General features: G+C 71.9%; 23 protein-coding genes. 2 read left to right on the top strand and 21 right to left on the bottom strand.

What is annotated here, in order from left to right; genetic code table 11:
* Nucleotides 1-82: 82 nt before the first annotated feature.
* The 6 genes from carB to pyrR form a co-directional block, all read right to left on the bottom strand.
* Nucleotides 83-3,391, bottom strand: a complete 3,309-nt coding sequence (gene carB, locus OTB16_RS24375) for a carbamoyl-phosphate synthase large subunit (RefSeq protein ID WP_267722879.1) — start codon at nucleotides 3,389-3,391, stop codon at nucleotides 83-85.
* A complete protein-coding gene (gene carA, locus OTB16_RS24370; protein WP_267722878.1) occupies nucleotides 3,384-4,574 on the bottom strand; it encodes a glutamine-hydrolyzing carbamoyl-phosphate synthase small subunit in 1,191 nt (396 codons plus the stop codon). Before carA ends, carB begins: the two co-directional genes overlap by 8 nt.
* Nucleotides 4,571-5,158, bottom strand: coding sequence for a PH-like domain-containing protein (locus OTB16_RS24365; protein WP_267722877.1), 588 nt, complete (start codon nucleotides 5,156-5,158; stop codon nucleotides 4,571-4,573). The genes carA and OTB16_RS24365 overlap by 4 nt, the downstream gene beginning before the upstream one ends.
* A complete protein-coding gene (locus OTB16_RS24360) occupies nucleotides 5,155-6,441 on the bottom strand; it encodes a dihydroorotase (RefSeq protein WP_267722876.1) in 1,287 nt (428 codons plus the stop codon). The genes OTB16_RS24365 and OTB16_RS24360 overlap by 4 nt, the downstream gene beginning before the upstream one ends.
* A 2-nt stretch (nucleotides 6,442-6,443) precedes the next feature.
* On the bottom strand, nucleotides 6,444-7,499 hold the full coding sequence (locus OTB16_RS24355) for an aspartate carbamoyltransferase catalytic subunit (RefSeq protein WP_267722875.1): 1,056 nt from the start codon (nucleotides 7,497-7,499) through the stop codon (nucleotides 6,444-6,446).
* A 107-nt stretch (nucleotides 7,500-7,606) separates the two neighbouring features.
* Nucleotides 7,607-8,218: a bifunctional pyr operon transcriptional regulator/uracil phosphoribosyltransferase PyrR gene (gene pyrR, locus OTB16_RS24350; RefSeq protein ID WP_267722874.1), complete on the bottom strand. Its 612-nt coding sequence runs from the start codon at nucleotides 8,216-8,218 to the stop codon at nucleotides 7,607-7,609.
* A gap of 271 nt (nucleotides 8,219-8,489) precedes the next feature.
* On the opposite strand from pyrR, the gene bldD reads away from it, so the two are divergent.
* Nucleotides 8,490-8,990: a transcriptional regulator BldD gene (bldD, locus tag OTB16_RS24345; RefSeq protein WP_030841550.1), complete on the top strand. Its 501-nt coding sequence runs from the start codon at nucleotides 8,490-8,492 to the stop codon at nucleotides 8,988-8,990.
* 225 nt (nucleotides 8,991-9,215) lie between these two features.
* On the opposite strand, the gene nusB is transcribed toward bldD, so the two are convergent.
* From nusB to OTB16_RS24275, 14 genes are all read right to left on the bottom strand, one after another.
* A complete protein-coding gene (nusB, locus tag OTB16_RS24340) occupies nucleotides 9,216-9,650 on the bottom strand; it encodes a transcription antitermination factor NusB (RefSeq protein WP_267722873.1) in 435 nt (144 codons plus the stop codon).
* A 3-nt stretch (nucleotides 9,651-9,653) separates the two neighbouring features.
* Nucleotides 9,654-10,220: an elongation factor P gene (gene efp, locus OTB16_RS24335; RefSeq protein WP_267722872.1), complete on the bottom strand. Its 567-nt coding sequence runs from the start codon at nucleotides 10,218-10,220 to the stop codon at nucleotides 9,654-9,656.
* Between the two features lie 59 nt (nucleotides 10,221-10,279).
* Nucleotides 10,280-11,386, bottom strand: coding sequence for an aminopeptidase P family protein (locus OTB16_RS24330; protein ID WP_267722871.1), 1,107 nt, complete (start codon nucleotides 11,384-11,386; stop codon nucleotides 10,280-10,282).
* 120 nt (nucleotides 11,387-11,506) lie between these two features.
* On the bottom strand, nucleotides 11,507-12,286 hold the full coding sequence (locus OTB16_RS24325; protein WP_267722870.1) for an AAA family ATPase: 780 nt from the start codon (nucleotides 12,284-12,286) through the stop codon (nucleotides 11,507-11,509).
* 104 nt (nucleotides 12,287-12,390) lie between these two features.
* Complete coding sequence (aroQ, locus tag OTB16_RS24320; RefSeq protein ID WP_267722869.1) at nucleotides 12,391-12,831, bottom strand: type II 3-dehydroquinate dehydratase; 441 nt, start codon at nucleotides 12,829-12,831, stop codon at nucleotides 12,391-12,393.
* Nucleotides 12,828-13,919 carry a 3-dehydroquinate synthase gene (gene aroB / locus OTB16_RS24315; protein ID WP_267722868.1) on the bottom strand — a complete coding sequence of 364 codons (1,092 nt, stop codon included), beginning with the start codon at nucleotides 13,917-13,919 and terminating at the stop codon, nucleotides 12,828-12,830. Before aroB ends, aroQ begins: the two co-directional genes overlap by 4 nt.
* Entirely contained in the window at nucleotides 13,916-14,434 is a 519-nt protein-coding gene (locus OTB16_RS24310) for a shikimate kinase (RefSeq protein WP_267722867.1), read from the bottom strand. Before OTB16_RS24310 ends, aroB begins: the two co-directional genes overlap by 4 nt.
* On the bottom strand, nucleotides 14,431-15,615 hold the full coding sequence (gene aroC, locus OTB16_RS24305; protein ID WP_267722866.1) for a chorismate synthase: 1,185 nt from the start codon (nucleotides 15,613-15,615) through the stop codon (nucleotides 14,431-14,433). Before aroC ends, OTB16_RS24310 begins: the two co-directional genes overlap by 4 nt.
* 188 nt (nucleotides 15,616-15,803) lie before the next feature.
* Nucleotides 15,804-16,631: a shikimate dehydrogenase gene (locus tag OTB16_RS24300; protein ID WP_267722865.1), complete on the bottom strand. Its 828-nt coding sequence runs from the start codon at nucleotides 16,629-16,631 to the stop codon at nucleotides 15,804-15,806.
* Nucleotides 16,632-16,637: 6 nt separating this feature from the next.
* A complete protein-coding gene (mltG, locus tag OTB16_RS24295; RefSeq protein WP_267722863.1) occupies nucleotides 16,638-18,494 on the bottom strand; it encodes an endolytic transglycosylase MltG in 1,857 nt (618 codons plus the stop codon).
* 129 nt (nucleotides 18,495-18,623) lie between these two features.
* A complete protein-coding gene (ruvX, locus tag OTB16_RS24290) occupies nucleotides 18,624-19,094 on the bottom strand; it encodes a Holliday junction resolvase RuvX (protein ID WP_267722862.1) in 471 nt (156 codons plus the stop codon).
* Complete coding sequence (alaS, locus tag OTB16_RS24285; protein WP_267722860.1) at nucleotides 19,094-21,778, bottom strand: alanine--tRNA ligase; 2,685 nt, start codon at nucleotides 21,776-21,778, stop codon at nucleotides 19,094-19,096. The genes ruvX and alaS overlap by 1 nt, the downstream gene beginning before the upstream one ends.
* Nucleotides 21,778-22,131 carry a hypothetical protein gene (locus OTB16_RS24280; RefSeq protein ID WP_267722859.1) on the bottom strand — a complete coding sequence of 118 codons (354 nt, stop codon included), beginning with the start codon at nucleotides 22,129-22,131 and terminating at the stop codon, nucleotides 21,778-21,780. Before OTB16_RS24280 ends, alaS begins: the two co-directional genes overlap by 1 nt.
* A 7-nt stretch (nucleotides 22,132-22,138) precedes the next feature.
* Nucleotides 22,139-22,579, bottom strand: a complete 441-nt coding sequence (locus OTB16_RS24275; RefSeq protein WP_267722857.1) for a DUF948 domain-containing protein — start codon at nucleotides 22,577-22,579, stop codon at nucleotides 22,139-22,141.
* A gap of 160 nt (nucleotides 22,580-22,739) precedes the next feature.
* Between OTB16_RS24275 and OTB16_RS24270 the strand changes: the two genes are divergently transcribed.
* Nucleotides 22,740-24,917: an ATP-binding protein gene (locus OTB16_RS24270; protein ID WP_267722856.1), complete on the top strand. Its 2,178-nt coding sequence runs from the start codon at nucleotides 22,740-22,742 to the stop codon at nucleotides 24,915-24,917.
* 134 nt (nucleotides 24,918-25,051) lie between these two features.
* Here OTB16_RS24270 and rpsD read toward each other — a convergent pair whose 3' ends face one another.
* On the bottom strand, nucleotides 25,052-25,663 hold the full coding sequence (gene rpsD, locus OTB16_RS24265; RefSeq protein WP_008740451.1) for a 30S ribosomal protein S4: 612 nt from the start codon (nucleotides 25,661-25,663) through the stop codon (nucleotides 25,052-25,054).
* Nucleotides 25,664-25,700 lie beyond the last annotated feature (37 nt).

The following is a 25,700-nucleotide window of genomic DNA, read 5'->3' as shown; positions in this document are numbered from 1 at the left end:
TTCGAAGATCCCTCTGCGCTCATGAAGAGGGGGACACCCGTCGCATACGCGAATCCGGTGTCCCCCTCCCCTGTTCGGGCTGCTAGTCGCGGGCCGCGGTCAGCTGCTCCGCGTGCTCCTGGAGCGAACGGACGCCCACGTCGCCGCGGTTGAGCGCGTCGATGCCCTGGACGGCCGCGGCGAGTGCCTGGACCGTGGTCAGGCACGGGACGCCGCGCGCCACGGCGGCCGTACGGATCTCGTAGCCGTCGAGGCGGCCGCCGGTGCCGTACGGGGTGTTGACGATCAGGTCGACCTGGCCGTCGTGGATCAGCTGGACGATGGTCTTCTCGCCGTCGGGGCCCTCGCCCTCGCTGAGCTTGCGCACGACGGTGGCGTTGATGCCGTTGCGGCGCAGCACCTCGGCGGTGCCCGAGGTGGCCATCAGCTCGAAGCCGTGGGCGACGAGCTCGCGGGCCGGGAAGATCATCGTGCGCTTGTCGCGGTTGGCGACGGAGATGAACGCGCGTCCCTTGGTCGGCAGCGGGCCGTAGGCGCCGGCCTGCGACTTGGCGTACGCCGTGCCGAAGACGGAGTCGATGCCCATGACCTCGCCGGTGGAGCGCATCTCCGGGCCGAGGACGGTGTCGACGCCGCGGCCGTGGATGTCGCGGAAGCGCGACCACGGCATGACGGCCTCCTTGACGGAGATCGGCGCGTCGAGCGGCAGGGTGCCGCCGTCGCCGTTCTTCGGCAGCATGCCCTCGGCGCGCAGCTCGGCGATGGTGGTGCCGAGCGAGATGCGGGCGGCGGCCTTCGCGAGCGGGACGGCGGTCGCCTTCGAGGTGAAGGGGACGGTCCGGGACGCGCGCGGGTTGGCCTCCAGGACGTAGAGGATGTCGCCGGCCATCGCGAACTGGATGTTGATCAGGCCGCGGACGCCGACGCCCTTGGCGATGGCCTCGGTGGAGGCGCGCAGGCGCTTGATGTCGTAGCCGCCCAGCGTGATCGGGGGCAGGGCGCAGGCCGAGTCGCCGGAGTGGATGCCGGCTTCCTCGATGTGCTCCATGACGCCGCCGAGGTAGAGCTCGTGGCCGTCGTAGAGGGCGTCGACGTCGATCTCGATCGCGTCGTCGAGGAAGCGGTCGACGAGCACGGGGCGGGTCGGGGAGATCTCGGTCGACTCCGCGATGTAGGACTCCAGCCGGGCCTCGTCGTAGACGATCTCCATGCCGCGGCCGCCGAGCACGTACGAGGGGCGGACCAGGACCGGGTAGCCGATCTCGTCTGCGATGGCCTTCGCACCGGTGAAGGTGGTGGCGGTGCCGTGCTTGGGGGCGGGCAGTCCGGCCTCGTCGAGGACCCGGCCGAAGGCGCCGCGGTCCTCGGCGGCGTGGATGGCCTCCGGGGAGGTGCCGACGACGGGGACGCCGTTGTCCTTGAGTGCCTGGGCGAGGCCGAGGGGGGTCTGGCCGCCGAGCTGGACGATGACGCCGGCGATGGGGCCGGCCAGGGACTCGGCGTGGACGATCTCCAGCACGTCTTCCAGCGTCAGCGGCTCGAAGTACAGGCGGTCGGAGGTGTCGTAGTCCGTGGAGACGGTCTCCGGGTTGCAGTTGACCATGACGGTCTCGTACCCGGCGTCGTGCAGCGCGAAGGAGGCGTGGACGCACGAGTAGTCGAACTCGATGCCCTGGCCGATGCGGTTCGGGCCGGAGCCCAGGATGATCACCGCGGGCTTGGTGCGCGGGGCGACCTCGGACTCCTCGTCGTACGAGGAGTAGAAGTACGGGGTCTTCGCGGCGAACTCGGCGGCGCAGGTGTCGACCGTCTTGTAGACCGGGCGGACGCCCAGGGCGTGGCGGACCTCGCGGACGACGTCCTCGCGCAGGCCGCGGATCTCGGCGATCTGGGCGTCGGAGAAGCCGTGGCGCTTGGCCTCGGCGAGCAGCTCGGGGTGGAGCTTCTCGGCCGCCGCGAGGTCGTCCGCGATCTCCTTGATGAGGAAGAGCTGGTCGACGAACCAGGGGTCGATCCTCGTGAACTCGAAGACCTCCTCCTGGGTGGCGCCGGCGCGGATGGCCTGCATGACGGTGTTGATGCGGCCGTCGGTCGGGCGGACCGCGGTGGCGAGCAGCTCGTCCTTGTCGCCGACCGGGCCGACGAAGGTGAACTGCGAGCCCTTCTTCTCCAGGGAGCGCAGGGCCTTCTGGAGGGCCTCGGTGAAGTTGCGGCCGATGGCCATGGCCTCGCCCACCGACTTCATGGTGGTGGTGAGGGTGGCGTCGGCGAGCGGGAACTTCTCGAAGGCGAAGCGCGGGGCCTTGACGACGACGTAGTCGAGGGACGGCTCGAAGGAGGCCGGCGTCTTCTCGGTGATGTCGTTGGGGACCTCGTCCAGCGTGTAGCCGATGGCGAGCTTGGCGGCGATCTTGGCGATCGGGAAGCCGGTGGCCTTCGACGCGAGTGCCGAGGAGCGGGAGACGCGCGGGTTCATCTCGATGACGATGACGCGGCCGTCGGCCGGGTCGATCGCGAACTGGATGTTGCAGCCGCCGGTGTCGACGCCGACCTCGCGGATGATCGCGATGCCGATGTCGCGCAGCCGCTGGTACTCGCGGTCGGTCAGCGTCATCGCGGGGGCGACGGTGATCGAGTCGCCGGTGTGGACGCCCATCGGGTCGAAGTTCTCGATGGAGCAGACGACGACGACGTTGTCCTTGGTGTCGCGCATCAGCTCCAGCTCGTACTCCTTCCAGCCGAGGATGGACTCCTCCAGGAGCACCTCGGTGGTCGGGGAGAGCGTGAGGCCCTGTCCGGCGATGCGGCGCAGTTCCTCCTCGTCGTGGGCGAAGCCGGAGCCGGCGCCGCCCATGGTGAAGGAGGGGCGCACGACGACGGGGTAGCCGCCGAGGATGCCGACGCCCGCGATGACGTCGTCCATGGTGTGGCAGATGACGGAGCGGGCGGACTCGCCGTAGCCGATCTTGGCCTTGACGGCCTCGACGACGCCCTTGAAGAGCTCGCGGTCCTCGCCCTTGTTGATGGCCTCGACGTTGGCGCCGATGAGCTCGACGCCGTACTTCTCCAGCACCCCCTGCTCGTGCATGGAGATGGCGGTGTTCAGCGCGGTCTGGCCGCCGAGGGTCGGGAGCAGCGCGTCGGGGCGCTCCTTCGCGATGATCTTCTCGACGAACTCCGGGGTGATCGGCTCGACGTACGTGGCGTCGGCGATCTCCGGGTCGGTCATGATCGTCGCGGGGTTGGAGTTCACCAGGATGACCCGCAGGCCCTCGGCCTTGAGGATGCGGCAGGCCTGGGTGCCGGAGTAGTCGAACTCGGCGGCCTGGCCGATGACGATCGGGCCGGAGCCGATGACCAGGACGGACTGGATATCGGTGCGCTTAGGCACGATCGGCCTCCATCTGGGCGGTTTCCATCAGAGACGTGAAGCGGTCGAAGAGGTACGCGGCGTCGTGCGGGCCGGCGGCCGCCTCGGGGTGGTACTGGACGCTGAAGGCCGGCTGGTCGAGCAGCTGGAGGCCTTCGACGACCTGGTCGTTCAGGCAGACGTGGGAGACCTCGGCGCGGCCGTAGGGGGTCTCGGAGATCTTGTCGAGGGGCGCGTCGACGGCGAAGCCGTGGTTGTGCGCGGTGATCTCGACCTTGCCGGTGGTGCGGTCCTGCACCGGCTGGTTGATGCCGCGGTGGCCGTACTTCAGCTTGTAGGTGCCGAAGCCGAGCGCGCGGCCCAGGATCTGGTTGCCGAAGCAGATGCCGAAGAGCGGCGTCTTGCGCTCCAGGACGCCCCGCATGACGGCGACGGGGCCGTCGGCGGTGGCCGGGTCGCCCGGGCCGTTGGAGAAGAACACGCCGTCCGGGTCGACCGCGTAGACGTCCTCGACGGTCGCGGTGGCGGGGAGCACGTGCACCTCGATGCCGCGCTGGGCCATCCGGTGCGGGGTCATGCCCTTGATGCCGAGGTCGACGGCGGCGACGGTGAACTTCGCGGTGCCGATCGGGACGGCTTCGCCGTCGGGGCCGATCGCGGGGACGACGTACGTCTCCTTGGTGGCGACCTCTGCGGAGAGGTTCGCGCCCTTCATCTGCGGGGCTTCCTTGACGCGGGCGAGCAGGGCCTCGTCGCGGACCCCGTCCCAGTTCGCGCCGGAGAAGATGCCGACGCGCATGGCGCCGCGCTCGCGCAGGTGGCGGGTCAGCGCGCGGGTGTCGATGCCGGAGATCCCGACGACGCCCTGCTGGACCAGCTCCTCGTCCAGCGAGCGCCGGGAGCGCCAGTTGGAGGGGACGCGGGCGGGGTCGCGCACGACGTACCCGGCGACCCAGATGCGGGACGACTCGGGGTCCTCGTCGTTGACGCCGGTGTTGCCCACGTGCGGGGCGGTCATGACGACGACCTGCCGGTGGTACGACGGGTCGGTGAGGGTCTCCTGGTAGCCGGTCATGCCGGTGGAGAACACGGCCTCGCCGAAGGTCTCCCCCACAGCGCCGTAGGCACGGCCGCGGAAGATCCGGCCGTCCTCCAGGACGAGTACGGCGGGAGCTTTGGCTGCTCCCCTGGTGGAGGTCGTCATCGTTCGGCGCCTTCCGTCGTGATGGATGAGTTCTGTGTTGTCAGCGTGCTGATCGCTTCGACCCAGGCGGCGTGTTCGGCCGCGCGGTCGGAGCGGAATCCGGAGTCGATCAGCTTGTCGCCATGCGCCCATGTGACGACGAGCAGACCGCCCTCGGTGAGTACCTTGCCCGCGATTCCCTTGTCGAGGCGGGCGCCGCGCAGCCGCGCGGCCGGTACGAAGAAGTCGGTGGCACCCGGTCGGACCACGTCCAGGCCCGCGTCGGTGAGCGTGAGCTCGACCCTGCTGCGGACGCCCAGGCCGTGGGCGACGATCCGGTCCAGCCATTGCCCGGCGGTGGTCGACCCGTGGTACCGGCCGGTCAGCGCCAGCCGGTGCTCGGGGAGGCCGTCGGGTGCGGCGGGCAGCTCCGGCAGATCGTTCTGCAGGGCGCCGCGCCATTTCCAGCCCTGCCGCATCAGCCAGTACACGAACGCGATGAAGATGAGCAGGCCGACGACCCACGCGATGCGCGCGCCCCAGTCCGTCACCTCCGCCGATCGCCGTTCGGCCTCGGCGGCCAGTTGGATTACTGCAGGTGTCACGCCAGCGTCCCGTCCACGACCGTTGCCCGGCCCCGCAGGAAGGTGTGTGTCACGCGACCCGGCAGCTCGCGGCCCTCGTAGGGCGTGTTGCGGCTGCGGGAGGCGAATTGTGCGGGGTCCACGACACCACGGTACGAGGTCTCCACCAAGGTCAGGTTCGCGGGTTCACCTGCCGAGACGGGACGGCCGTGGTTCTCCAGGCCGCCGATGCGCGCCGGGGCGAAGGACATGCGGTCCGCGACGCCCGCCCAGTCGAGCAGTCCGGTCTCCACCATCGTCTGCTGGACGACGGAGAGCGCGGTCTCCAGGCCGACCATGCCCATGGCGGCGGCGGCCCACTCGCAGTCCTTGTCCTCGTGCGGGTGCGGGGCGTGGTCGGTGGCGACGATGTCGATCGTGCCGTCGGCGAGCGCCTCGCGCAGGGCCAGCACGTCGGCCTCGGTGCGCAGCGGCGGGTTGACCTTGTAGACCGCGTTGTACGAGCGCACGAGCTCCTCGGTGAGGAGCAGGTGGTGGGGGGTGACCTCGGCGGTGACGTCGATGCCGCGGGACTTGGCCCAGCGGACGATCTCGACGGAGCCGGCGGTGGAGAGGTGGCAGATGTGGACGCGGGAGCCGACGTGCTCGGCGAGGAGGACGTCGCGGGCGATGATCGACTCCTCGGCCACGGCCGGCCAGCCGCCGAGGCCCAGCTCGCCGGAGACGACGCCCTCGTTCATCTGGGCGCCCTCGGTGAGGCGGGGCTCCTGGGCGTGCTGGGCCACGACGCCGCCGAAGGCCTTCACGTACTCCAGGGCGCGACGCATGATCACGGCGTCGTCCACGCACTTGCCGTCGTCGGAGAAGACGGTGACCCGGGCGGCGGAGTCGTGCATGGCGCCCAGCTCGGAGAGCTGCTTGCCCTCCAGGCCGACGGTGACGGCGCCGATCGGCTGCACGTCGCAGTAGCCGGACTCCTTGCCGAGGCGCCAGACCTGCTCGACGACGCCGGCGGTGTCGGCGACCGGGAAGGTGTTCGCCATGGCGAACACGGCGGTGAAGCCGCCGGAGGCCGCGGCGCGGGTTCCGGTCAGGACGGTCTCGCTGTCCTCGCGGCCCGGCTCGCGCAGGTGGGTGTGCAGGTCGACCAGGCCGGGGAGGAGGACCTTGCCCTCGGCCTCGATGACGGTCGCGCCTTCGGCGGACAGGCCCGTACCGACCTCGGCGATGGTCTCGCCGTCGATCAGGACGTCCTGCGCCTCGCCGCCGAGTACCTTCGCGCCACGGATCAGGATCTTGCTCATCTTTACTTGCTCTCCTCGGCATCAAAGGGACGGCGCTCAGCGCCTCGTTCAGGGGTGGTGGCGGGCGACGGGCGGGAGGCGGCGGGGGCGGGGGCATTGCCGGTGGCAACGGCGGGCTCGGATCCTCCGAGCAGCAGGTAGAGGACGGCCATCCGGGTGGAGACGCCGTTGGCGACCTGCTCGACGGCCGTGCACCGGTCGGAGTCGGCGACCTGGGCGGTGATCTCCATGCCGCGGTTCATCGGGCCGGGGTGCATCACGATGGCGTGCCCGGGCATCTTCGCCATGCGGTCGCCGTCGAGCCCGTACCGGCGGGAGTACTCGCGCTCGGTCGGGAAGAAGGCGGCGTTCATGCGTTCTCGCTGCACACGCAGCATCATCACCGCATCGGACTTCGGCAGCACCTCGTCGAGGTTGTACGAGACCTCGCAGGGCCAGCTGCCGACGCCGATCGGGACCAGCGTCGGCGGGGCCACGACGGTGACCTCGGCGCCCAGGGTGTGGAGCAGCTGGACGTTGGAGCGGGCCACCCGGCTGTGCAGGACGTCGCCGACGATGGTGACCCGGCGGCCGTCGAGGTCCTTGCCGAGGCCCGCGTCGCGGCCGACGAGGCGGCGGCGGATGGTGAAGGCGTCCAGCAGGGCCTGGGTGGGGTGCTCGTGGGTGCCGTCGCCCGCGTTGACGACGGCGGAGTCGATCCAGCCGGAGGTCGCCAGCCGGTAGGGGGCGCCGGAGGCGTGGTGGCGGATGACGACGGCGTCGGCGCCCATGGCCTCCAGGGTCAGGGCGGTGTCCTTCAGGGATTCGCCCTTGGAAACCGAGGAACCCTTCGCGGAGAAGTTGATGACGTCCGCGGAGAGCCGCTTGGCGGCCGCCTCGAAGGAGATCCGGGTGCGGGTCGAGTCCTCGAAGAACAGGTTGACGACGGTGAGGCCGCGCAGGGTGGGCAGCTTCTTGATCGGCCGGTCCGCGACGCGGGCCATCTCCTCGGCGGTGTCGAGGATCAGGACGGCGTCGTCGCGGGTGAGATCGGCGGCCGAGATGAGGTGGCGCTTCATCTGGATGGCTCCGTAGGTCGGGAGGGCAGGCAGGCTGACGGGCGTGGCCGACGTGCGGCAGGGCAGACTTCGGCGCGGGCCCGCGAGGGGGCCCGGGCCGGTGCGGGCTACTGCTGCCCGGTCGCCTGGGGGGTGCGCTGGCCGAGCAGCACGGCGTCTCTGCCGTCCTCCTCCTGGAGCTGGACCTTGACGGTCTCGCGCAGCGACGTCGGGAGGTTCTTGCCGACGTAGTCGGCGCGGATGGGCAGCTCGCGGTGGCCCCGGTCGACGAGGACCGCGAGCTGAACGGCGCGGGGGCGGCCGAGGTCGCCCAAGGCGTCGAGGGCGGCGCGGATGGTGCGGCCGGAGAAGAGCACGTCGTCGACGAGGACGACGAGGCGGCCGTCGAGGTCGTCACCGGGGATCTCGGTGCGGCCGATGGCGCGGGCCGGCTTCATCCGGAGGTCGTCGCGGTACATGGTGATGTCGAGGGAGCCGACAGGGATCTTCGTACCGGTGATCTCTTCGAGCTTGGCGGCCAGCCGGCGGGCGAGGTGGACACCGCGGGTGGGAATGCCGAGGAGCACCACGTCGTCGGCGCCCTTGGCGCGTTCGACGATCTCGTGGGCGATGCGGGTCAGGACCCGGGCGATGTCCTGTGCGTCGAGCACGGGGCGCATGTCCCGGTCGTGCGCGGCGGTCTGGGCGGTGGTCGTCTGGGCGGCGTTCTGAGCGTCCATGGAAGGACCTCCTTCTCCGCCTCACGGGACGGACCTTAAAGGACGTCTGATGTACGCCTCACACGGTACCAGGGGCAGGTCGGCGCCCCGGCACCGGTCTGGGGCGGGAGGGCTCCCGCGGGGCTCCCGGGGCGCCTCGTAAGGGGCTGGCGGGGAGCATTCGGCTTGACGCATCCAAGTAACGCTGCGTAACCTCACAGTGAGTTACCAGCCACGCGGCGGAGCCGCACGTTGTCCATGTCGTCACAGCGTCACAGCGTCCGGGAGCGTTATGTCCAGCGAATACGCCAAACAGCTCGGGGCCAAGCTCCGCGCCATCCGCACCCAGCAGGGCCTTTCCCTCCATGGTGTCGAGGAGAAGTCCCAGGGCCGTTGGAAGGCCGTGGTGGTCGGTTCCTACGAGCGCGGGGACCGCGCCGTGACCGTCCAGCGCCTTGCCGAGCTGGCGGACTTCTACGGGGTTCCGGTGCAGGAGCTGCTGCCGGGCACGACTCCCGGCGGAGCGGCCGAGCCGCCGCCGAAGCTCCGGCTCGACCTGGAGCGCCTGGCGGGCGTACCCGCCGAGAAGGCCGGCCCCCTCCAGCGGTACGCGGCCACCATCCAGAGCCAGCGGGGCGACTACAACGGCAAGGTGCTGTCGATCCGCCAGGACGACCTGCGCACCCTCGCCGTCATCTACGACCAGTCCCCCTCGGTCCTGACCGAGCAGCTGATCAGCTGGGGCGTCCTGGACGCTGACGCGCGTCGCGCGGTGGCGCACGAGGACGCCTAGTCCCCCGGGCCCAGGCCCAGCAGAAACGTTTACCGGTGGGTTCCGGGACCTCGCGAGAGGCTCCTGGGACCCACCGGTTTTCTGTGTGGCCCGCGAGGGCGGCCCTCATCGGGGGCAGACGGAAGGGCCCGCAGCGCGGTTGGTGCGCTGCGGGCCCTTCCGTACGGCGCGGGGCGCCGGTGTCCTGCCGGTGCGGTGCTGTGCCGTGCTGTGCCGTGCGTGCGGTCAGCTCTCGCCGCGGCGCAGGTTCGGCTTCAGGTCCTTGAAGCGGGCGAGCAGCCCGTTCACGAACGAGGGGGACTCGTCCGTGGAGAACTCCTTCGCCAGCTGGACCGCCTCGTCGATGGCCACGGCGTCGGGGGTGCCGTCCACCCAGATCAGCTCGTACGCACCGAGCCGCAGGATGTTCCGGTCGACGACCGGCATGCGGTCGAGCTCCCAGTCCACGGAGTAGGTGACGATCAGGTCGTCGATGCGGTCCACCTTGTCGGCGTACCCCTCGACGAGGTCCATCGTGAAGTCGCCGACCGGCGGCTGCCGGTCGTCCGACCTCGCGTGGCGGATCCAGTCCGCGAGGACCTCGCGCACGGGAACCCCGCGCTGGTCGGCCTCGAACAGGATCTGGAAGGCGCGCTTGCGCGCATTGCTCCGAGCAGCCACGGGTTAGTTGCTCTTCCGGCCGAGGTAGTCGCTGGTGCGGGTGTCGACCTTGACGGTCTCGCCGGTGGTGACGAACAGCGGGACCTGGATCTCGTAGCCGGTCTCCAGCGTGGCCGGCTTGGTGCCGCCGGTGGAGCGGTCGCCCTGGACGCCCGGGTCGGTGTGCTCGATCTTGAGCTCGACCGCGGCCGGGAGCTCGACGTAGAGCACCGAGCCCTCGTGCTGGGCGACCGAGGCGGTGAAGCCCTCGATCAGGAAGTTCGCGGCGTCGCCGACGGCCTTCTTGTCGACCATCAGCTGGTCGAAGGTGGTCATGTCCATGAAGACGAAGTACTCGCCGTCCATGTACGAGAACTGCATGTCACGGCGGTCGATGGTGGCCGTCTCGACCTTGGTACCGGCGTTGAACGTCTTGTCGACGACCTTGCCGGACATCACGCTCTTCAGCTTGGTGCGCACGAAGGCCGGGCCCTTGCCGGGCTTGACGTGCTGGAACTCGACGACGGACCAGAGCTGGCCCCCGTCGAGCTTCAGCACCATGCCGTTCTTGAGGTCGTTCGTGGAAGCCACGGTTGCGGATTCTCCTGCACTGGAAGACCACGGGTGCGCGCACAGTCCGGCGGAGCGGACTAGAGCGCGAGCAGCTCCTTGGTCGTAATGGTGAGTAGCTCGGGACCGCCGTCCGCCTCGGGGCGCACGACGAGCGTGTCATCGATCCGGACACCTCCCCGGCCCGGGAGGTGAACCCCCGGTTCGACGGTGACCGGCACGCAAGCGTCCAGTTTACCCATTGCCGTAGGTGCAAGCTGCGGGTCCTCGTCGATTTCGAGACCGACGCCGTGCCCGGTCCACGGGGCCAGGGCCTCGCCGTGGCCCGCGGAGTCCAGTACGGAGCGCGCCGCGTGGTCCACGTCGCGGTACGCGGCCCCGGGCAGCAGGGCCTCTCGAGCGGCCCGCTGGGCGGCGAAGACGAGGTCGTACAGCTCGATCTGCCAGTCCGCGGGGGTGGTGCCGATCACGAAGGTACGGCCGATCTCGCACCGGTACCCGCGGTAGTTCGCGCCGAGGCTGACGGTGAGGAAGTCGCCCTCCTCCACCCGCCGGTCGGAGGGCCGGTGCCGGGAGCGGCCGGAGTGCGGGCCGGTGCCCACGGAGGTCGGAAAGGCGGGCCCGTCCGCCCCGTGGTCGACCAGGCGGCGCTCCAGTTCGAGGGCGAGGTGCCGTTCGGTGCGCCCGACGAGGATCGATTCCAGGAGCTCGCCGAGGGCCTGGTCGGCGATCTCCGCGGCGATCCGCAGGCAGGCGATCTCCTCCTCGTCCTTGACGAGGCGCTGCTGCTCCACCGCCGTCCCGAGGTCGGCCAGCCGCAGCCGGGGCGCCACGGAGCGCAGGGCGCGGTGCCGGCCCACCGTGAGGTGGTGCTCCTCCACCGCCAGGGAGTCGGCGCGTACGGCGGTGGCCATGTCGGCGGCCGCGACGGCGGGGTCCCCGCCGGGGCCGGACAGTACGGAGACCGCGAGCCGGTCGTCGAGACGGCCCTCGTCGGCTTCGCCGGTCGGGACCCCGGGGCAGAACAGCACGTCGTCGGCGGGCCCGACCAGGAGTACGGCCCCCTCCGGGGAGGCCCCGGACAGGTAGCGGACGTTCGCCGGCCGGGTGACCAGCGCGGCTGCGTTCCCCGCGACGGCGCAGCGGTCGCGGAGCAGGTTCCGGCGGGCGGCGTACACGTCTGACATGTCTTCGAGCGTACGAGCGCCCCGCGCATCCGGCCCGGCGAGCGCGTCCGGCCGGGGCCGGGCGGCGCCGCCGGACAGCGCCGCGGCAGAGCGCCGGGCACGCCGCCCGGAACCCCGCTCCTACCAGGCGGGGGGAGCCGCGATGGCCCGGGCCAGGGTCTCGTCGAGGGCCCGGGCCGTTCCCTCCACGTCGAGGTGGGAGTTGTCGATGATCGGCAGCCCGGATCCGTACCAGCCGGCCATCCGGCCGTGGATCCGCGCGACCTCCTCGTCGGAGAGCCGGCGGTTGCCGGAGCGGGCCGCGTTGCGCTCCAGGACGATCTCCAGGCCGGGCAGCAGCACCACGGGCAGCAGGGCGGGGCCCACGTGCCGCTTCCAGCCGCCCAGGCCGACGACGGGCCGGTCGGGGAAGACGGCGTCGTCGAGGATGCAGGAGATGCCGTTGGCGAGGTAGTTGCGGGCGGCGAATCCGCACGTCCGGCGGGCGAGGCGGTACTGGGCCTCGGAGTGCTCGTTCCAGCCGGCCTGCGGGTCGGCGAAGCCCGAGCAGACCCACTCCCGGACGTCGTCCAGGCTGATGTGGGCGGTCGGCACCGGACGGGTGCCGGCCCAGTGCCGGGCCACGGTGGTCTTGCCCGCGCCGGCCGGGCCGATCAACAGGACGGCGAGGGTGGCCCCTCCGGTGCCCGGGACGGCGGGCGGCAGCGGGATGTGCCCGGTGGGCTCCGGTACGGGAGGCACCGCGCCCGTGGCCGATCCCGGGTACGCGGGCACCGCGGGCGGCTGCGGGGCGTTGCCCGGCCAGCCCTGGGCCGGCGGTATCGGCGGCTGCCGGGGCGCCGCGGGATGCGGCCCCGGCTGTACCCAGCCCGCGCCCCCGCCCCCCACTCCTTGCTGCATCCGCTGCCACTCCGTCTCGTTCCGGCGACTGATGCGAGAACGTTATATGACCCCGGGGGCCCGGCGGTCCACCAGGACCGCCGGGCCGGGCCGCAGCGGCGGTGTCAGGCCGCGATCTCGTCCGCCAGCGCGCGCAGCGCCAGGCGGTAGGACCCGATGCCGAAGCCCGCCACGGTCCCGGTCGCCACCGAGGCGATGACCGAGGTGTGCCGGAATTCCTCGCGGGCGTACGGGTTCGAGATGTGCACCTCGATGAGCGGCGCGGTGCGCTGCGCGGCCGCGTCCCTCATGGCGTACGAGTAGTGCGTGAAGGCACCCGGGTTGATCACGACGGGGATCTTGCCGTCGGCCGCCTCGTGCAGCCAGCGCACGAGCTGCCCCTCGTCGTTGGTCTCGCGGACCTCGACGTCGAAGCCCAGCTCCTCCCCCAGCGTGCGGCAGCTCTCGACGAGCCCGGCGTACGAGGTGGCACCGTACACGTCGGGCTCGCGCGAGCCGAGCCGGCCCAGGTTCGGGCCGTTGAGCACCAGGACGCGGCGGCTCACGCGGCGACCTCGCCGTACGCGGCCACGAGCACGGCCGGGTCGGGGCCTTCCAGGACGGTCGGCTTGGCCAGTCCGTCGAGGACGATGAAGCGCAACAGGTCGCCGCGGGACTTCTTGTCGAGCTTCATGGTCTCCAGCAGCTTGGGCCACTGGTCGCCGCGGTAGGTCAGCGGCAGCCCCACGGCCGCGAGGACCGACTTGTGCCGGTCGGCGGTCGCGTCGTCGAGGCGGCCCGCCAGGCGGCCCAGCTCGGCGGCGAAGACCATGCCGACGGAGACGGCGGCGCCGTGCCGCCACTTGTAGCGCTCGTTCTTCTCGATGGCGTGCGCGAGGGTGTGGCCGTAGTTGAGGATCTCGCGGAGTCCGGACTCCTTGAGGTCGCTGGAGACCACGTCGGCCTTGACCTGGATGGAGCGGACGATCAGCTCGGCCGTGTGCGGGCCGGCCGGCGTACGGGCCGCCTCCGGGTCGCCCTCGATCAGGTCGAGGATCACCGGGTCGGAGATGAACCCGGCCTTGATGATCTCGGCGAGGCCGCTGACGTAGTCGTTGACCGGCAGCGAGTCCAGGGCCGCCAGGTCGCAGAGCACGCCGGCCGGCGGGTGGAAGGCGCCGACGAGGTTCTTGCCCTCGGCGCTGTTGATGCCGGTCTTGCCGCCGACGGCCGCGTCGACCATCGCCAGGACGGTGGTCGGCACGGCGACCCAGCGCACCCCGCGCAGCCAGGTGGCCGCGACGAAGCCCGCGAGGTCGGTGGTGGCGCCGCCGCCGACGCCGACGATCACGTCGGTGCGGGTGAAGCCGGACTGCCCGAGCGCCTTCCAGCAGTACGCCGCCACCTCGATGGTCTTGGCCTCCTCGGCGTTCGGCACCTGGATGGCGACCGCCTCGAAGCCCTGGTCGGCCAGGTCGTCGCGCAGGGCCTCACCGGTCGAGGCCAGCGCCTCGGGGTGGATCACCGCGACCCGGCGGGCTTTCGTACCGATCAGGGAGCCCAGCTCGCCGAGCAGCTGCCGCCCGACGAGCACGTCGTACGCGGCGTGTCCGGCGCTGGCGCCGACCTGGATGCGCGTCACCTGGTCTGTCATACGTCCTTCAACTCCAGAGCGTCGAGGACCGCCTGGGCGACCTCTTCGGGGGTGCGGTCGTCGGTGGCCACCACGACGCGCGCGACTTCGGTGTACAGGGGGCGCCGGGCGTCCATCAGCTCGCGCCACTGGCGGCGCGGGTTGACCGCGAGCAGCGGGCGCGCGGCGCCGAGCCCCACGCGCCGTACGGCCTCCTCGACGTCCATCGACAGGTAGGCGACGGGCAGGCCGGCCAGCAGCTCGCGGGTGCCCGCGTCGAGGACGGCGCCGCCGCCGAGGGCGAGGACCCCGGTGTGCCCGGCGACGGCGGCCGCGACGGCCTGCCGCTCCAGGGCGCGGAAGTACGGCTCGCCCTCGTCGACGAAGAGGTCGGAGATCTCCCGGCCCTGGGCCGCGACGATGTCGGCGTCGGTGTCCCGGTAGGGGACGCCGAGCCGGCCGGCGAGCAGCGCGCCCACCGTGGACTTGCCGGACCCCATGGGGCCGACGAGGACGACCAGTGGTCCGCCGGTCACCGGATCTGCAGGTTGTCGAGGTAGGAGCGCACGTTGCGCCGGGTCTCGGTGACCGAGTCGCCGCCGAACTTCTCGACGACGGCGTCGGCGAGGACGAGCGCGACCATGGCCTCGGCGACGATGCCCGCAGCCGGGACGGCGCAGACGTCGGAGCGCTGGTGGTGGGCCACCGTCGCCTCGCCGGTCGCCACGTCCACGGTCGCCAGCGCCCGCGGCACGGTCGCGATGGGCTTCATCGCGGCCCGTACGCGCAGCAGTTCGCCCGTGGTCAGACCGCCCTCGGTGCCGCCGGAGCGGCCGGTGGTGCGCTTGAGGCCGTCGGCGGTGGAGACGATCTCGTCGTGGGCCTGCGAGCCGGGCACGCGGGCCAGGTCGAAGCCGTCGCCGACCTCGACGCCCTTGATGGCCTGGATGCCCATCAGGGCGGCGGCGAGGCGGGCGTCGAGGCGCCGGTCCCAGTGCACGTGCGAGCCGAGGCCGACGGGGACCCCGTAGGCGAGGACCTCGACGACGCCGCCGAGGGTGTCGCCGTCCTTGTGGGCCTGGTCGATCTCGGCCACCATCGCCTTGCCGGCGTCGGCGTCGAGGCAGCGCACCGGGTCGGCGTCGAGCTTGTCGACGTCGGCGGGGGTCGGGTAGACGCCGTACGGGGCCTTGGCCGCGGCCAGTTCCACGACGTGCGAGACGATCTCGATGCCGGCCACTTCCTTGATGAAGGACCGGGCGACGGCGCCGAGGGCCACGCGGGCGGCCGTCTCACGGGCGCTGGCGCGCTCCAGGATCGGGCGGGCCTCGGAGAAGCCGTACTTCTGCATGCCCGCCAGGTCGGCGTGACCGGGGCGGGGGCGGGTCAGCGGCGCGTTGCGGCCGGTCTCCTTGAGCAGCGCGGGGTCGACCGGGTCGGCCGACATGACGGTCTCCCACTTGGGCCACTCGGTGTTGCCGATCATGACCGCGATCGGCGAACCCTGCGACAGCCCGTGGCGGACACCGCCGAGGAAGGTGATCTCGTCCTGCTCGAACTTCATCCGGGCGCCGCGGCCGTAGCCGAGCCGGCGCCGGGCCAGGTGGTCGGCCACCAGCTCCGTGGTGACGGGGACGCCGGCGGGAAGGCCCTCCAGCGTCGCTACCAGCGCCGGTCCGTGCGACTCCCCGGCGGTCAGCCAACGCAACCTGCTCAACGATGCTCCTCATGCTCGCGCCTGGTACAGCGACGGCGCGAACGGGTGCGCGGCCCGGACCCGCCGTACCCGATCCTCCCATGTCCCGGCGGGTCCCCGGCCCTCGGTCCAGCTGTCGGACGGCCGTACACCGGCCGGCGGACGAAGATCCGCCCGCGCCGGGGGCCACGGCGCGGCGCGGGACGGCGTCAGTGGCGGGCCACGAGCGCGGCCTCGCCGGCGGCCCGCATGGCCGCCAGCGGCGCCGGCGCGTGCCCCGTCATCTGCTCGACCTGGAGGACCGCCTGGTGGACCAGGAGGTCCAGGCCGCCCAGCAGGGTGCCGCCGCGCCCGGTCCAGGCGGCGGCCAGCACGGTGGGCCAGGGGTCGTAGAGCACGTCGAAAAGGGTGCCCGGGGCGGCCGGCACGGCGGCGGCCAGCGCGTCGGTGGCCCCGGCCGGGGTGGTGGCGATCACCAGGGGCGCGGCCAGCGCCTCGGCGGCGTCAGCCCAGTCGGCCGTGCGGACGGGGACGCCGAGCCGCTCGCCCCACTGCCGCATCTCGTCGGCGCGGGCCCGCGAGCGGACGTACGCCGTGACCTCTCCGGTGCAGATCCGCCCGAGGGCGGCGAGCGCGGAGGAGGCGGTGGCGCCCGCGCCGAGAACGGCGGCGGACGGCACCTCGTCGATGCCGCGCTCGTGGAGCGCGGCGACGATGCCGGGGATGTCGGTGTTGTCGCCGAGGCGCCGGCCGTCCTCGGTGAGGACGACCGTGTTGACCGCCTCGACCGATGCGGCGGTGTCGCTGATGCCGTCGAGGAGCGGGATGACCGCCCGCTTCAGCGGCATCGTCAGCGACAGCCCCGCCCACTCCGGGCCGAGGCCGGCCACGAACCCGGGGAGCGCGGCCTCGTCGACCTCGAAGCGGTCGTAGGTACGGTCGGCGAGGCCGAGTTCCCGGTAGGCGGCACGGTGCAGCACCGGTGAGAGGGAGTGCTCGATGGGGGAACCGAGCACCGCTGCCCGTATCCGTGACATGTCCTGCTACCCGCCGTTCTTCTGCTTCTGCCGCTCGAGGAACTCCGCGGCCAGCCTCTGGTGCTCCTCGTAGGTCTTGGTGAAGGTCGTCTTGTCGCCGTCGACCGATACGAAGAACATCCAGCCGCCCTCGTCGGGGTTGAGCGTGGCGTTCAACGCGTCCGCGCCGGGGTTGCCGATCGGGCCGAGCGGCAGTCCCTTGACGAAGTGCGTGTTGTAGGGGTGGTCGAAGGCCCTGGCCTCCTTGAGCGAGAAGTTGATCTCGCTCGTGCCCTTGATGTAGTTGTACGTCGAGTCGAACTCGAGCTTCTGGTTGGTGACGTCGTTCGTCTTCTCGAGGCGGTTGTAGACCACCTCGGCCATCTTCCGGAAGTCGTCGTGGTTCTTGCCCTCGGCGTTGACGAGGCTCGCGACCGTGACCACCTGGAGCGGGTTCTCCAGGCCGAGTTCCTTGGCCTTGCCCTCGATGCCCAGCTCGATGTACTTGTCGGTGGCGTTCTTGACCATCTGCTTGAGCAGGGACTCGGGCGTGCTGTCCTGGCTGAGGTCGTAGCGCGCCGGGTACAGGAAGCCTTCGAGCGGGTCCATGATCTTCGGGTTGTTGTTCGCCCACGCCGGCAGGCCGAGGTTCTTGACCTCGCGCTGGGCGATGTCGCGGGTGGTGCCCTCGGGCTTCTTCAGCTTCTTGTCGATCGCGTCGTAGACCTTGGCGTTGCGCCAGCCCTCGGCGACCGTGAGGACGTTCAGCTTGGACGGGTCCGTCATGAACTCGACGGCCGACGCCGCCGACATCCCCTTCTTCAGGGGGTAGACGCCGGGCTGGATCTTGCCGCCGTCGGGGTTGGCCTTGGCCGCGTCCACGAAGGCCTGGGCACTGGCGACCACGCCGGCGCCCTTGAGGATCCGGCCCATCTGGCCGAGGCCCGCACCCTGGGGGATCGTCACCTCGACCGTCTCGCCGGAGCCTTCGCCCGCGAAGTCCTCGGCCGCGCCGAAGCGCTCCTTGATGTAGGTGTAGCCGTAGTAGCCGCCGCCCCCGACCACGCCGATGATCACCACGGCGGCGATCAGGCAGGCCGCGCCACTGCGCCGCTTGGGCTTGCCGCCCTTCGAACGGCCGCCCCGGCGTCCGTCGCCGGGCTCGTCGCCGTCGTCGCCGCCCCCGGCGAAGAAGCCGTCGGGCTCCTCGGCCGCCCCGTCGGCGTCCTGGCCCTCGACCGGCTCCGGCTCCAGGTGCCGGCGGCCCGGGGGCTGCGGCGGCGGGAAGGCCTCGGGCGTCGTGTACAGGTCCGGGGTCTCGCCGGGGTAGCCGGCGACGGGCTGCTGGGCGTACGGGTCCGTCCCGGCGTACGCGTCGGTCTGCGCGGCGGCGGCGACGTACTGGCCCTGGCCGGTGTCCCAGCCCTGCGAGTCGTACACCGACGGCTGCTGGGGCTGGGCCTGGGCCTGGGCCTGGGGGTGCGACTGCTGCGGGGCGTACCCCTGCTGGTGCTGCTGGGCCTGCTGGTGCTGCTGGGCCTGCGCGTACTGCTGGGCCTCCCCGAACGGGGGTTCGGCCGCGTACTGCTGCTGCCCGTGGTCCTGCTGGTACTGCGGGTCCTGGTACCGCTGCTCCGGGTACTGCTGCTCCTGGTACTGCGGGTACTGCCGCTGGTACTGCGGGTCGCGGTAGTCCGGGTCCGGGTACTGCTGCTGCTCCTGGTACTGCGGCTCCTGTGGGTACGTCTGCTGCGGGGCGCCGCCGTAGGGCGCCTGGCCCTGCTGGCCCTGCTGGGTCTGGTGCGCGGTCCACCCCTGGTCCCCGTACAGGGGGTCCTCGGGGTGCCACGGTTCGGAGCCGCGGCCCCGTCCATACTCAGTCATCGGTCCCCTAGAGCCGCGAGACGAAGGCCGCGGATTCGGTACTCCGCGACACCCGGTTCCGCCTCTTTGGTGGTAGGCGACGGCTTGTTCGAATGCCGTCTCATCGCGCGGAACGTTACCGTATCGCGATCAGACAACCACTTCGACGCACTCGCCAGGCGGATTACCTGATACCCGTTCGGTCTCCAGAGCGTTCTGTAGGATCACCACCGCGGCCGCCTGATCGATGACCGCACGCCCCTTCTTCGCGTTCCTCCCCGAGGCCCGCAGGCCCTGGGCGGCGGTGACCGTGGTCATCCGCTCGTCCACCAGACGCACCGTCACCGGCTTGATGCCCCTGGCCAGTTCGTTCGCGAAGACGCGCACCTTGGCCGCGGCCGGCCCCTCCCGCCCGCTGAGCGAGCGGGGCAGGCCGACCACGACTTCGAGGGGGTCGTACTCCGCGACGAGCTGCCGCAGCCGCCGGTGGGCGAAGGGGATGTCCCGGCCCGGCACGGTTTCCACCGGTGTGGCGAGCACCCCGTCGGGGTCGCACGAGGCGACCCCGATCCGGGCGTCCCCGACGTCGACGGCGAGCCGGCGGCCGCGGCGCAGCGTCATCAGGCGGTCTCGCCCACGAGGCGCTCGATGGCGGCGATGGCGTCGCCGATGGCCGCCGGGTCCTGGCCGCCGCCCTGGGCGACGTCCGGCTTGCCGCCGCCTCCGCCGCCGAGGGTCTTGGCGGCGGCGCGGACCAGGTCGCCTGCCTTCAGGCCGCGCCCGCGGGCGGACTCGTTGGTGGCGATGACGGTCAGCGGGCGGTCGTTCGCCACGGTGAACAGGGCCACGACGACCGGGCGGTCGCCCTGCCCCGACATTTGACCGATCCGGCCGCGGACGTCGAGGACCAGCTTGCGCAGGTCGTCGGCGCCGGTGCCGTCCGGCACCCGGCCGGTGACCAGGGCCACGCCGCGTACGTCCTGGGCGCCGGCGGCGAGGCCGGCGGCGGCCTGGAGGACCTTCTCCGCGCGGAACTTCTCGATCTCCTTCTCGGCGTCCTTCAGCTTGCCGAGCATGGAGGCGATCTTCTCCGGCAGCTCCTCCGGACGGCCCTTGACCAGCTCCTGGAGCTGGGCGACGACCGTGTGCTCCTTGGCGAGGAAGTTGTACGCGTCCACGCCGACGAGGGCCTCGACGCGGCGCACGCCGGAGCCGATGGAGGACTCGCCGAGCAGCTTCACCAGTCCGAGCTGGGCGGTGTTGCCGACGTGGGTGCCGCCGCACAGCTCCTTGGAGAAGTCGCCGATGGTCACGACGCGCACGCGCTCGCCGTACTTCTCGCCGAACTCGGCGATGGCGCCCTGCTTCTTCGCCTCGTCGATGCTCATGATCTCGGCGGTCACGTCGAGCTCGCGGGAGAGCACGTCGTTGATCTTCTGCTCGACGTCGGTCAGCACCGAGCCGGGCACGGCGTTCGGGGAGCCGAAGTCGAAGCGGAAGCGGCCCGGCGAGTTCTCGGAGCCGGCCTGGGCGGCCGTCGGGCCGAGCGCGTCGCGCAGCGCCTGGTGCGTCAGGTGGGTGGCCGAGTGGGCGCGGGCGATGGCCCGGCGGCGGTTGATGTCGATGGCGGCGTACGCGGAGGCGCCCACCGTCACCTCGCCGACCTGGACGGAGCCCTTGTGGACGGAGACGCCCGGGACCGGCTGCTGGACGTCGCGGACGACGATGACGGCGCCGGAGTCGAGCTTGATGCGGCCCTGGTCGGCGAGCTGGCCGCCGCCCTCGGCGTAGAAGGGGGTGCGGTCGAGGACGACCTCGACGTCGTCGCCCTCGGAGGCGGCGGGCGAGGAGACGCCGTTGACCAGGAGGCCGACGATGGTGGACTCGCCCTGGGTGGTGGCGTAGCCGGTGAACTCGGTGGCGCCGGAGCCGTCGGCGATCTGCCGGTAGGCGGACATGTCCGCGTGCCCGGTCTTCTTGGCCTTGGCATCGGCCTTGGCCCGGTCGCGCTGCTCCTGCATGAGGCGGCGGAAGCCGGGCTCGTCCACGGAGAGGCCCTGCTCGGCGGCCATCTCCAGGGTCAGGTCGATCGGGAAGCCCCAGGTGTCGTGGAGCAGGAACGCCTTGTCGCCCGAGAGGACCGAGCCGCCGGCGGCCTTGGTCTCGCTCACGGCCGTGTCGAGGATGTTCGTGCCGCCCTTGACGGCCTTGAGGAAGGCGGCCTCCTCGGCGAGCGCGACGGTCTCGATGCGCTTGCGGTCGGTGACGAGCTCCGGGTACTGCAGGCCCATCGTGTCGACGACGACGCCGATGAGGTCCTGGACGACCGGGCCGGTGGCACCCATGAGGCGCATGTTGCGGATGGCGCGGCGCATGATGCGGCGCAGCACGTAGCCGCGGCCCTCGTTGCCGGGGGTGACCCCGTCCCCGATGAGCATGGCGGAGGTGCGGATGTGGTCGGCGACCACGCGCAGCGAGACGTCCGTGCCCTGCGCGGCGCCGTACCGCACGCCGGTCAGCTCGGTGGCCTTGTCCATGACCACGCGCAGGGTGTCGGTCTCGTACATGTTCTGTACGCCCTGCAGGATCATCGCGAGGCGCTCGAGGCCGAGGCCGGTGTCGATGTTCTGCGACGGCAGGTCGCCGAGGATCGGGAAGTCGTCCTTCCCGTCGCCGGCGCCGCGCTCGTACTGCATGAAGACCAGGTTCCAGATCTCCACGTAGCGCTCGTCGTTGACGGCCGGGCCGCCCTCGACGCCGAACTCGGGGCCGCGGTCGTAGTTGATCTCCGAGCACGGGCCGCAGGGGCCGGGGACGCCCATGGACCAGAAGTTGTCCTTCTTGCCCAGGCGCTGGATGCGCTCGGCGGGGACGCCGATCTTCTCGCGCCAGATCTGCTCGGCCTCGTCGTCGTCGAGGTAGACGGTGATCCAGAGCTTCTCGGGCTCCAGGCCGTAGCCTCCGTCCGCCACGGAGCTGGTGAGCAGCTCCCAGGCGTACTGGATGGCGCCTTCCTTGAAGTAGTCCCCGAAGGAGAAGTTGCCGCACATCTGGAAGAACGTGCCGTGGCGGGTGGTCTTGCCGACCTCTTCGATGTCCGGCGTGCGCACGCACTTCTGCACGCTGGTGAGCCGGGGCGCGGGCGGCTTGACCTCACCCAGGAAGTACGGCTTGAAGGGGACCATGCCCGCGGGCACCAGCAGCAGAGTCGGGTCGTCCGCGATGAGCGACGCCGAAGGGACAACGGCGTGACCGCGCTCCTCGAAGAAGCTCAGCCAGCGGCGGCGGATTTCAGCCGACTCCATCAGTGGTCCTCATTCCGGTTGTACGAAAACTTCGGTCGTTCGGTGGTCTTGTCGTGCTGGTCGGGCTGGATGGCCCGCAGCCGCCGCGGCCCGGGGAGGGCGGTGACGTTGTCGGGCCGGTCCGGGTCCTGGTGAAGCCCCAGTGCGTCGTTCAGCTCGTCCTCGCGCTGCGTCATGCCCGCCTTGACGTCGAGGGCGAAGTCCTTGAGGCGGTGTCCCGCCTCCACGGCCTTGTCGGCGGCCTGGACGGCGAGGCTCTCCGGCGTCAGCTTCTTGAGCCGGCGGTTGACCTTGGTGGTGGCCCACACGCCGGCGGCTGCGCCGGTGGTGAACCAGAAGGCTCGGCGGAACATCGGAGTCTCAGCCCTTCTGCTTCCGGCGCCGGGCCGACGGCACCGTACGGCCGACGATCACGGTACGCCGGGATGTCTTCGGCGGCGCTCCGGCCGGTGCCGGGTCCGTCTTGCCCAGGGCCTTGCGCACTCCGTAGCCGAAGGCCGCGACCTTGACCAGCGGCCCGCCGAAGGCGGAGGCCACGGTGGAGGACAGGGCGGAGGCGTTGGAGGTGACCTCCTGGACGTCGCTCGCGATCGCGTCGACCCGGTCGAGCTGGGTGCGCGCGGAGCGGACCGTCGTGGAGGCGTCGGCCAGGAGCGGCACCGCCTGCTCGGTCACCTCGGCCACGAGCTTGCCGGTCGCCTTGAGCACCTGGGCCAGCCTCACCAGTACCACGGCGAGGAAGGAGACCAGGATGGCCCAGAAGACGGCCACGAGGATCCCGGCCACCTCTCCACCGGACACGTCACACCGCTCTCTGTCTGTACTCGGACTGCTGGCTGTACTGCTTCTGTCAATGGCCCTACGACCCTATCGCGCCGGAGATCCCCGCCCCTACCGGAATACCGGCACCGGCGCGAGCGCCTTGTACGCAGAGCTGCGGGAGCAGTACCCTCCGTGTCCCATGCGACACAGACCCCTCCGCAACACCGCCCGGGGCAATCTTCCCTCGGAGCTGGGCCGGTTCGTCGGGCGGGGGGCCGAACTCGCCGGGCTGGGGCGGCTCCTGGAGTCCTCCCGGCTCGTCACCGTGACCGGCGTCGGCGGGGTGGGCAAGTCCCGGCTGGTGCTCGCGGCGGCCCGGGCGGCCGCGAGCGGGGGGCGGGAGGCCCACCGCGACGGCGTGTGGCTGGCCGAGCTGGCCTCCGTACGCGACCCGGCGCTGCTGGAGCTCACCGTGGCCGGGGCCCTCGGGCTGACCGACCACACCACCCGCTTGCCGCGGGAGGTGCTGACCGGGCATCTGGCCGGGCGCCGGCTGCTGCTGGTCCTGGACGGCTTCGAGCAGCTGGTGGAGGAGACCGCCGACCTCGTACGGGAGCTGCTGCGGGCCTGTCCCGGCCTGCGGGTGCTCGCGGCGGGCCGGCGCCCGCTGGACCTGGACGGGGAGCGGGCCTTCCCGCTGGCCCCGCCGGCGCCGGAGGAGGCCCTCGCGCTGCTGGCCGAGCGGCTCCGCGCGGCCGATCCGGCGTTCGCGGTGACCGGGTCGAACCGGCCGGCCCTGGTCGAGCTGTGCGCGCGGCTCGACGGGATCCCGCTGGCCCTGGAGCTGGCGGCGGGCCGGCTGCGGACGCTGTCCCCGGAGCAGGTGCTGGCCCGGCTGGAGGACCGCTTCGCGCTGCTGACGGGCGGGGCCCGCGGGGGACTCCCCCGCCACCGGGCGCTGCGCACGGCCATCGGCTGGAGCCACGAGCTGTGCACGGCCGCGGAGCGGCTGATGTGGGCGCGGCTCTCGGTGTTCGCCGGGCGGTTCGACCTCGACGCCGCCGAGTACGTGTGCGCGGGGCCGGACCTGCACGCGGACGAGGTGCTGGACCTGGTCGGGGAGCTGCTGGCCCAGTCCCTGCTGGTGCGGGAGGAGACCCCGGCCGGGGTGCGCTACCGGATGCTGGAGACCGTACGGGCGTACGGCGCGGGCTGGCTGGAGTCGCTCGGCGACGCCGGGCGGCTGCGGCGGCGGCACCGGGACTGGTACATGGGACTGGCCACCTGGTGTGAGCTGGACTGGTTCAGCCCCCGCCAGGAGGCGGTGGCCGCGCTGGTGGAGGCGGAGCTGGCGAACCTGCGGCTCGCACTGGAGTGCTGCCTGGACGAGCCGGACGAGGCGCACCTGGGCCAGTACCTGGCCGGCACGCTGTGGTTCTTCTGGGCGGGCTGCGGCCGGCTCACCGAGGGCCGGCACTGGCTGGACCGGTCCCTGGAGGCGGCCGAGCAGCCGGTGGAGTACGAGGCCTCGCGGCTGAAGGCGCTGTGGGTGCTCGGCTACGTGGCGGCCCTGCAGGGGGACGCGGTGGCCTCGATGAGCGCCCTGTACGAGTGCCGGGACGCGGCGGCGCGGACGGGCAACGCGGTGGCGGCCGCGTACGCGGTGCACCGGCTGGGCTGCCTGGCGCTGGTCTCGGACGACATGGCGCGGGCCGGGGAGCTGCTGGGCGCGGCGCTGGAGCGGTACCGGGCGGCCGGGGAGCTGAACAGCAGCGTACTGATGTGCCAGGTGGAGCTGGCGATGGCGCTGGCCTTCCAGGGGGACCTGGCGGGCGCGGCGACGCTGTGCGGCGAGGTGCGGGAGATCTGCGAGGAGCGCGGCGAGCGCTGGACGAAGGCGTACGCCCTGTACGTCCTCGCGTACGCGGCCCTGGACGCGGGGGGCACGGCCGAGGCGCGGCGGCTGCTGAGGGAGTGCGTGGCGATCAACCACGCGTTCCACGATCTGGTGGGGCTGGTGCTCGCGCTGGAGCTGCTGGCCCTGGTGACGGCCGCGGAGGGCGATGCGGCGGAGGCGGCCGTGCTCCAGGGCGCGGCGGAGCCGATGTGGGGCGGGGTGGGGCTCCAGCTGTTCGGCTCGGGGTACTTCAACGCGCCGCGGCTGATGTGCCGGGAGCGGGCCGGGGAGCTGCTGGGCACCGAGCGCTACGCGGCGTGCGCGGCCGAGGGGCGGGTGCTGGGCCGGGAGGCGCTGGTGGTGCGGGCGCTGCGCGGCCCCGGGGAGCGGGGCGGGACGGTCCCCGCGCCGCGGCCGGCCTGGCGGGGCGGGCCGCGGGGCTCCCGGGTGTCGCGCCGGGCGGCGGCCGACCAGCCGTAGCGGTCCACGGCTGGGAGGGGCGGGCCCGGGTACGGGTACGGAAAGAGGGGAGGAGCGGGCCCGGGTACGGGAAAACCCGCCGCCCCCCGGAGGGGACGACGGGCTTCGACCAGCCTGTGAGGGCTACGCCTGCGTCAGCGGGCGTAGTACTCGACGACCAGCTGCTCGTCGCAGATGACCGGGATTTCCTTGCGGTTCGGGTCGCGGTCCAGGCGGAAGGCCAGGGCCTTCAGGTTGACCTGCAGGTAGCGCGGGGTCTCGCCCTCGCCTGCGTAGCCACCCTCACGGGCAACCTGGAACGGAACCTTCTCGCGGCTGCGCTCGCGCACCGTGATGACGTCGTCCGGACGGACGCGGAACGACGGCTTGTCGACCTTGTCGCCGTTGACCTCGATGTGGCCGTGAACGACCATCTGGCGGGCCTGGTAGATGGTGCGGGCGATGCCCGAACGCAGGACCAGGGCGTCGAGGCGACGCTCGAGCTCGACGACCAGCGCCTCGCCCGTCTTGCCTTCGGCCTTCTTGGCGCGGTCGTACGCGCGGGCCATCTGACGCTCAGAGATGTCGTACTGAGCGCGCAGACGCTGCTTCTCCAGCAGACGAACCTTGTAGTCCGAGTTCTGCTTGCGGCCACGGCCGTGCTCGCCCGGCGGGTAGGGGCGGGCCTCGAAGTACTTGACGGCCTTCGGGGTCAGCGCAATGCCGAGGGCACGCGACTTCTTGACCTTGGGTCGCTTCTGGTTCACGTGGAACCTACCTCCATGTAAGTTAGGTGAGGCTTAC

The sequence above is a fragment of the Streptomyces antarcticus genome, from assembly GCF_026627255.1.
GTDB classification, from domain to species: Bacteria; Actinomycetota; Actinomycetes; order Streptomycetales; family Streptomycetaceae; genus Streptomyces; species Streptomyces antarcticus.
This window is presented reverse-complemented; position numbering and strand designations above follow the sequence as displayed.

What these genes read in the sequence shown, in the direction of transcription:
- carA (WP_267722878.1), bottom strand. Translation starts at nt 4,574, where the DNA reads ATGACGACCTCCACCAGGGGAGCAGCCAAAGCTCCCGCCGTACTCGTC.
- OTB16_RS24360 (WP_267722876.1), bottom strand. Translation starts at nt 6,441, where the DNA reads ATGAGCAAGATCCTGATCCGTGGCGCGAAGGTACTCGGCGGCGAGGCG.
- OTB16_RS24355 (WP_267722875.1), bottom strand. Translation starts at nt 7,499, where the DNA reads ATGAAGCGCCACCTCATCTCGGCCGCCGATCTCACCCGCGACGACGCC.
- pyrR (WP_267722874.1), bottom strand. Translation starts at nt 8,218, where the DNA reads ATGGACGCTCAGAACGCCGCCCAGACGACCACCGCCCAGACCGCCGCG.
- bldD (WP_030841550.1), top strand. Translation starts at nt 8,490, where the DNA reads ATGTCCAGCGAATACGCCAAACAGCTCGGGGCCAAGCTCCGCGCCATC.
- OTB16_RS24330 (WP_267722871.1), bottom strand. Translation starts at nt 11,386, where the DNA reads ATGTCAGACGTGTACGCCGCCCGCCGGAACCTGCTCCGCGACCGCTGC.
- OTB16_RS24325 (WP_267722870.1), bottom strand. Translation starts at nt 12,286, where the DNA reads ATGCAGCAAGGAGTGGGGGGCGGGGGCGCGGGCTGGGTACAGCCGGGG.
- aroB (WP_267722868.1), bottom strand. Translation starts at nt 13,919, where the DNA reads ATGACAGACCAGGTGACGCGCATCCAGGTCGGCGCCAGCGCCGGACAC.
- OTB16_RS24300 (WP_267722865.1), bottom strand. Translation starts at nt 16,631, where the DNA reads ATGTCACGGATACGGGCAGCGGTGCTCGGTTCCCCCATCGAGCACTCC.
- mltG (WP_267722863.1), bottom strand. Translation starts at nt 18,494, where the DNA reads ATGACTGAGTATGGACGGGGCCGCGGCTCCGAACCGTGGCACCCCGAG.
- ruvX (WP_267722862.1), bottom strand. Translation starts at nt 19,094, where the DNA reads ATGACGCTGCGCCGCGGCCGCCGGCTCGCCGTCGACGTCGGGGACGCC.
- alaS (WP_267722860.1), bottom strand. Translation starts at nt 21,778, where the DNA reads ATGGAGTCGGCTGAAATCCGCCGCCGCTGGCTGAGCTTCTTCGAGGAG.
- OTB16_RS24280 (WP_267722859.1), bottom strand. Translation starts at nt 22,131, where the DNA reads ATGTTCCGCCGAGCCTTCTGGTTCACCACCGGCGCAGCCGCCGGCGTG.
- OTB16_RS24270 (WP_267722856.1), top strand. Translation starts at nt 22,740, where the DNA reads ATGCGACACAGACCCCTCCGCAACACCGCCCGGGGCAATCTTCCCTCG.